Source organism: Cellulosimicrobium composti (assembly GCF_010287905.1).
GTDB classification, from domain to species: domain Bacteria; phylum Actinomycetota; class Actinomycetes; order Actinomycetales; family Cellulomonadaceae; genus Cellulosimicrobium; species Cellulosimicrobium composti.
Window position 1 is genome coordinate 1 of the sequence record NZ_JAAFAN010000114.1, and the last position, 6,356, is coordinate 6,356.

Genomic DNA, 6,356 nt, shown 5'->3' on the forward strand with positions numbered 1-6,356 from the left:
CCCCAGGGCTACGCCGGCCCGGGCCGGCCCGGCCCGGGCCGCACCACCATCCCCGACCTCGGGGACGCCCGCGCCGCGGTGGTGCGCGAGCACGGCGCGGCGCCGGCCGTCGGCGCCCACTCGCCCGGCAGGGCGACGACGGTCCTCGCGGTGCGCGACGGCCTCCCCGTCGAGCGCCTCGTCCTCGTCGCGGCGATCACGGACGTGCTGGGGGAGGTCGACGGGTTCGCCGACCTGCTGCGGCTCTCGCAGCCGACGCGCGGCCTGCTGCGCGGGATGCTGTCCGACCTCGCGGGGCGGCCCCTCGGCGAGCTCGACGTGCGCGAGACGGTGCGCACGCACCCGGTGCCGCCCGCGCTCGTCGTGCACGACCGCGCCGACAAGGAGGTCCCGTACCCCGTGGGCGCGGCGCTCGCCGCGGCGTGGCCGGAGGGTGAGCTCCTCACGACCGAGGGGCTGGGGCACCACCGGCTCCTGCGCGACCCCGAGGTCGTGCGCGCCGTCGTCGACTACGTGACGCCCGTGCGCGAGGCGGCGCCCGCCGAGCGCGACCTGGCGCGTCGCACCGCCTGACGCGCCGGCGCGCCGCGCGCCGGTCCGCCGCGCGGGACGTCGTCGGAGGGCGCCGGTAGCGTCGGCCGCATGGCCACGGACAAGGTCGACCTCAAGGCGCTGCACCGCGAGCTCTACGCCCCGCCCCGCGGGCGGTTCGTCGAGGTGGACGTGCCCACGCTGTGCTACCTGGCCGTCGACGGCGCGGGCGACCCGAACACGTCGCCCGCGTACGCGGCGGCGGTCGAGGCGCTCTTCTCGGTCTCCTACGCCGTGAAGTTCGCGAGCAAGCGCGAGGGGCGCGACTTCGTCGTCGGGCCTCTCGAGGGCCTGTGGACGGCGGACGACCCGGGGACGTTCGTGCGCCGCGAGAAGGACGCGTGGCGCTGGACCCTGCTGGTCCTGCAGCCGGACTGGGTCGGCGAGGACCTCGTCGTCGCGGCGACGGAGACGGTGCGCGCGAAGAAGGACGTGCCCGCCGCGCTCGACCTCGTGCGGCGCACGAGCCTCACCGAGGGCCGGTCGGTGCAGACGCTGCACGTCGGCCCGTACGACGACGAGGGCCCGGTGCTCGCGGAGCTGCACGACGTGTACCTGCCCGAGCACGGCCTGACCTTCGCGGGACCGCACCACGAGATCTACCTGAGCGACGTGCGCCGCACGGACCCGGCGAGGCTCCGCACGGTGCTGCGCCAGCCGGTCCGCCCGCTCTGACCGGACCGGGTCAGGCCGCGGTCCGTCGCCGGGCCCACGCGAGGTCCGCGTCGTCGAGCACGTCGGTGAGCCGGCGCCCGGCGAGCGCGCGGGCCCACGCCGGGGCCGCGCCGCCGGGCACGGCCTCCTGGAGCACCCACTCGCGCACGCCGAGGCGGCGCAGGTGGGCGCCGAGCGCGAGGAGCTCGGCGCGCGTGTGCACGCCCGGGTCCACCGTCGTGCGGACCTCGTGGTCGACGCCCGAGCGCAGCAGCACGGCGAGCGACTCGAACGCGCGGCGCCCCGACGGGACGGTCCCCGTGACGGCCGGGTAGCGCGACGGCAGGTGCTTGACGTCGAGGCCGACCCAGTCGACGAACGGCAGGAGGCGCGCGAGCCGCGCGGGCCACGGCCCGGCGGTGTGCAGGCCGACCGCGAGGCCGAGGTCGCGCACGTCGTCGATCGCGCCGAGGAGACCGGGGTGCAGGGTGGGCTCGCCGCCGGAGAACACGACGCCGTCGAGCAGCCCGCGCCGCCGGGACAGGTACGCGACCACCTCGGACCACGGGACCGAGGCCGCGGCCCGTGCGCCGCCGTGCGCGGCGACGGCGCACAGACCCGGGTGGTCGCAGTAGCCGCACCGCCACGGGCAGCCCTGGGTGCGGACCGTCGCGACGCGCCGCCCGGGCCAGTCCGTGACGGACAGGCGGGTCAGTCCGGCGACCACGAGGCCGGGGCGGGTCATCGGCGGCTCCTTCCCACGCGCGACGGCCCGGCGGCCCGGCAGGTCGGCCCTCCGGCCGCCGGTGCCGCCGGGCCTCGACCGTAGCGCTGCGCCGAGCGGCGCCGGACCGGCCGAAGGTCCCGACCTCCGGGACCCGGGGCTCGCACCACGAGCGGCGCGAGCCCCGGGCGGTCAGGCCGGGTGCGTCACCCGCACGTCGGCTGCCCGTGGTCGGGCGTCGCGACCGTCTCGCGCTCGTCGGCGTCGTCCGACGGCGCGGCCGTGACGGTCACGGGACCGGCGTCCGCGTCGCCGCGCACGGCGAACGACTGGTACGCGTTCTTCCCCGGTGCCACCGAGGGGAAGGTCCGCGTGCCCCACGGCGTGGCGACCTCGACGTCGAGGCGCACGTCGTCGTCGTTCACGACGCGCACCGCGACGTAGGGCGTGCCCGCCAGGCACCGGACCTCGGCCGTCGCGGTGACGGAGACGGGCGCCGGCGACGACGGGTCGGCCGCGCCGGGCGCGAGCACCCGCAGGGCCGTGAGGCCCGGGTCGCCGTCGGCCCACGCGGTGCTCAGCGCGACGTACCGGGCCGTGCGGTCGACCGCGAGCGTGCCGCGCGCGGCACCCGCCCGGATCGTGCCGACGTCGATGAACGTCAGGCCGTCGTCGCTCACGGAGACGACCGCCTCGGGCGCCCCGCCGCGCTCCCACGCGGCGACGACCGTGCCGATCTCGCGCGGCGCGCCGAGGTCGGTGACCATGCGTCCGTCCGGGCCGGGCACCCACGCGGTCGCCGCGTCGCCGTCCACGGCGAGCGACGGCGACGTCATGCCCTCCGGCAGCACCGACGCGGGGAACGTCAGCGTGCTCAGCGCGTGGTCCGCGACGGGGAACGGCGTCGCGTCCCGGAACGTGACGCGCGTGCCCGACGGCGCCGCCCCGACCGTGCGCGTCGCGCCCGTCTCGGCGTGGCGCAGCTCGACCGGCGTCCCGGCGCCCGCGACGCGGAACGAGCGCGCGTCGTCGGCCGTGACGGCGACCCCGACCGGCGTCCCGCCGGTGCGCGCGGCGACCGTCGCGCGCGGGGCGAGGACGACCGCGTCGCCCGCGGGCACGGTGACGTCGAGCGTGGACGCGTCGGCGCCGACGGTCTGCGTGCCCTGGTAGACGGGCACGGCGCCGCCGTCGTGCGGCACGGTGAGCGTCGTCGTGACGTCGGCACCGGTGAGGTTGAACGCGACGACGAAGCCGTCGACGAGGCTCACGAGCACGCCGTCCGCGTCCGCCGCGGGCACGCGCGCGCCCGCCTGCGCGGCGGTCGCCGCGGCGTCGCCCGGGACCATCTCGACGAGCCGGGGGCCGGTCGCGCCGTCCGTGAGGCGCACGACGTGGCGCGTGTCGCTCGCGCGCGACACGGTGAGGGGCGCGTCGGACCCGCGCACGACGAACCCGGCCTCGCCCTCGACGTTGAGCCAGTCGCCGTCGCTGCTCAGCACCTGGTCGCCCGTGTACCGGAAGGACGCGGCGTCGTGCCACGCCTGCCCGTCGAGCGACGTCTGCACGCGGTACTCCTGGCCGGCGGCGACCTCCCAGCCGAGCTGGACCTGGCTCACCGCGGTCGGCGCGCCGAGGTCCACCTGCACCCACGAGTCGGGCCGGGTGCGGTCGGCGACCGCGACCGCCCAGCGCGTCGTCGCGGAGCCGTCGGTGACGGCGCCCGCCGGGTTGGACCCGGCGGCGCTCGACGCGGTCGCGGGGCGACCCGCCGCGACGTCGGTCCCCGCGGGCGAGAACGCGCGCAGGTGGTAGAGCGAGTAGCCGTACGTCGCGTCGCCGCGCACGCCCTGCATGCGGACGTACCGCGTCGTCACGGGGCCCGGCTCGTCCGCGCCCTCGGGCGTGAGGTCGACCGTGTCGAGGCGCGCCACGTTCACGTCCGCCGGCGCCTTGCCGTACGCGGCGGCCGTGGTCCACGTCTCGCCGTCCGTGGACGTCTGGACGAGGTAGCGCGCCCCGGCGCTCGCCTCCCACGCGAACCGCACGCCGCCGACCGTCGTCTCCTCGCCGAGGTCGACCTGGACCCACGAGTCGGGGCGCGTGCGCTCGCCGACCGCGACGGCCCACCGCGTCGACGCGTTGCCGTCGGTCACGCGGGCCGCGGTACGGCCGTTCGCCGCGTCCTCGCTCGACGCGGTCGCGACCTTGCCGGCCGCGAGGTCGGCGCCCGACGCCTCGTCCGCGCCGTACGCGTGGAACGCGAACATCGAGTACCCGTACTGCGGGTGGCCCTGCTGCCCGAGGAGCCGCACGTACCGCGCGGTGACGGGCGCGAACGTGAGGTCGTCGACGCGCGCGGCCCGCGCGTCGGCCGGGTCCGCGGGGCGCGTGACCGGGAGCGACGCCGTGGTCTCGCCCTCGGCGGTCGTGTACGTGCGCGAGCCGTCGAGGCCGGAGTACCCGCCCATGTCGAGGTTGCGCACGGACAGGCTCGCGTCCTCGGTGCCCGCACCCGTCGACGCGTACACCGCGGCGCCCGTCGGGAGCGTCACCTGGCCCGCGTAGCCGTCGCCGACCCGGAACACCGACGACGTCCCCTCGAAGCCGTCGCGCGGCGCGGTGTACGTCGTGACGCGGCGCTCGTCGACCGTCGCGCCCGTGGTCGGGTAGAGGAACGGCGTCGAGCCCGAGACGTGGAAGAGCCACGAGTCGTGCCCGGGCACCCAGGGGAACTTCACGAACCCCGTGCGGCTGGACGCCGCGGCCCACGCGCCGGCGGACTGCTGGACCGTCAGCCCGGGCACCGCGCCGAAGTCGCGCACCCCCGCCAGGCGCTCGAAGAACTCGTCCTGCGGCGTCGGCACGACCGGACCCTCCGGGGACTCGGCCGCCTCGACGTGCAGGAGGTAGGAGATCGCGATCTCCGCGCGCGCCTCGGGCTCGTACTTGGGCTCGCCCGAGAACTTCGCGAGGCGGTGCACGGGCTCGTACGCCTGGTAGTCCTCGAGCGCGGCCGCGAGGTTCGCCTCGGCGCGCGCCGCGTCCGGGTCGCGCAGCACCTGGCCGAGGAACGCCATCGGGATCGCGTCGCGGCCGTAGAGGAACTCGCGGTCGGCGACCATCGGCATGAACGGCTCGCCCGCGTCGGACATGACGAGCTTGATCGACTCCCACAGCTCCGCCGAGCTCGGCTGACGCGTGAGGATCTCGGGCAGCGGCTCGTCGTGGAGCAGGAAGTGGATCGCGTTGCGACCGCCCGAGCGCCAGATGTCGGACTGGTAGTGCGGTCCGAACGAGCCGTGGTTCTCCACGAGGTAGGTGTCGTGGATCGTCTGCATCGTGTTCGACGAGACGGGCTTGCCCGCGACGACGGCCGGGTTGTTGCGGTCGGCCGTGGGCTGGCCCGCGGCGTTGCGACCCCAGTCGCCGAGCTGCTCGGCCCAGCGCGCGGCGTCCGGGTCGTCGGGGGCCCACGCGAGACCGGGCGCGAGGGCCTGCGTGTAGACGCCGACCTCCTCCTGCGCGGTGTCACCGAGGTACTTGCCCGTCGGCCAGTCCGCGGTCCACGAGCCCGAGAGCGGGTCGTTCCCGAAGTCGAGGTCCGCCGTGTAGCGCGACTGCTCGGTCGCGATCGTCGTGAGGTTCGCCCGGGTCGTCGCGTCGAGCTCGTCCCACAGCAGCGTGCCCGCGGCGAGGAAGTACGACTGGAACGTCGAGTCCCAGAAGAGCTTCTTGCCCCACGTGCCCGCCGGGTCGACGAACCGGTTGGTCGCCGCGTAGTGCTTGATCGTCGCGAGCGTGTGCGCGCGCAGCGTCTCCTCGGACAGCCCGGCGAGCTCGGCGTCGTACTCGCCGTGCGTGAGGAGCACCGCGTTGCCCAGCACGACCGCGAAGTTGAAGTCCTTGAGCTGGTACGCGCCGGCCGACGCGTCCCAGACCGTCTCGACCCAGCGCGTGTGGCGCAGGAGCGCGCCGTAGTAGTCGGCGGCGGTCGCGTCGGGCGCGCCGTACGCGGGGGCGTCGGCGACGGCGGTCGTCGTCGTGGGGGAGGCCGGCGGTGCGCCCTGCGCGGTCGCGGGCGCCAGGAGCAGCGCGCCCGCGGTCGCGAGCGCGACGGCGGTCGTGGCGCGCCGGCGCGCGCGGCGCCGGGCAGGAGGGTGGGTGGGGGTTCGGGTCATGGTGCGTGTCTCTCGTCGTCGTCGTCGGGAGGTCCGCTCTATGGTGACAGCGCTGTCTCGCCGCGTCCAGGGGCACGGGGGAGAAAATGTCGAGGCGGGGGCGGGGGGGGGGGGCCCCCCCCCCCCCCCCCGACGACCCCCACACCAACCGTCTTTTTGGCGTCGGGTCCGGCCACGGCCGGTCCCGGCAGGCGAAGGAAGTAGGA

General features: G+C 76.6%; 4 protein-coding genes. 2 read left to right on the plus strand and 2 right to left on the minus strand.

Annotation, left to right across the window (positions count from 1 at the left end; all coding sequences use genetic code 11):
- Both GYH36_RS18650 and GYH36_RS18655 read left to right on the plus strand, forming a co-directional pair.
- The coding region (locus tag GYH36_RS18650; protein ID WP_203232040.1) for an alpha/beta fold hydrolase at positions 1-573 on the plus strand (573 nt) is incomplete at its 5' end.
- 69 nt (positions 574-642) lie between these two features.
- Positions 643-1,266, plus strand: a complete 624-nt coding sequence (locus tag GYH36_RS18655) for a GyrI-like domain-containing protein (protein WP_162290638.1) — start codon at positions 643-645, stop codon at positions 1,264-1,266.
- A gap of 10 nt (positions 1,267-1,276) precedes the next feature.
- Here GYH36_RS18655 and GYH36_RS18660 read toward each other — a convergent pair whose 3' ends face one another.
- Entirely contained in the window at positions 1,277-1,990 is a 714-nt protein-coding gene (locus tag GYH36_RS18660; protein ID WP_162290640.1) for an anaerobic ribonucleoside-triphosphate reductase activating protein, read from the minus strand.
- Between the two features lie 185 nt (positions 1,991-2,175).
- The gene (locus tag GYH36_RS18665; protein ID WP_162290641.1) at positions 2,176-6,150 is read right to left on the minus strand and encodes a discoidin domain-containing protein; all 3,975 of its coding nucleotides are present in this window, start codon (positions 6,148-6,150) and stop codon (positions 2,176-2,178) included.
- Positions 6,151-6,356 lie beyond the last annotated feature (206 nt).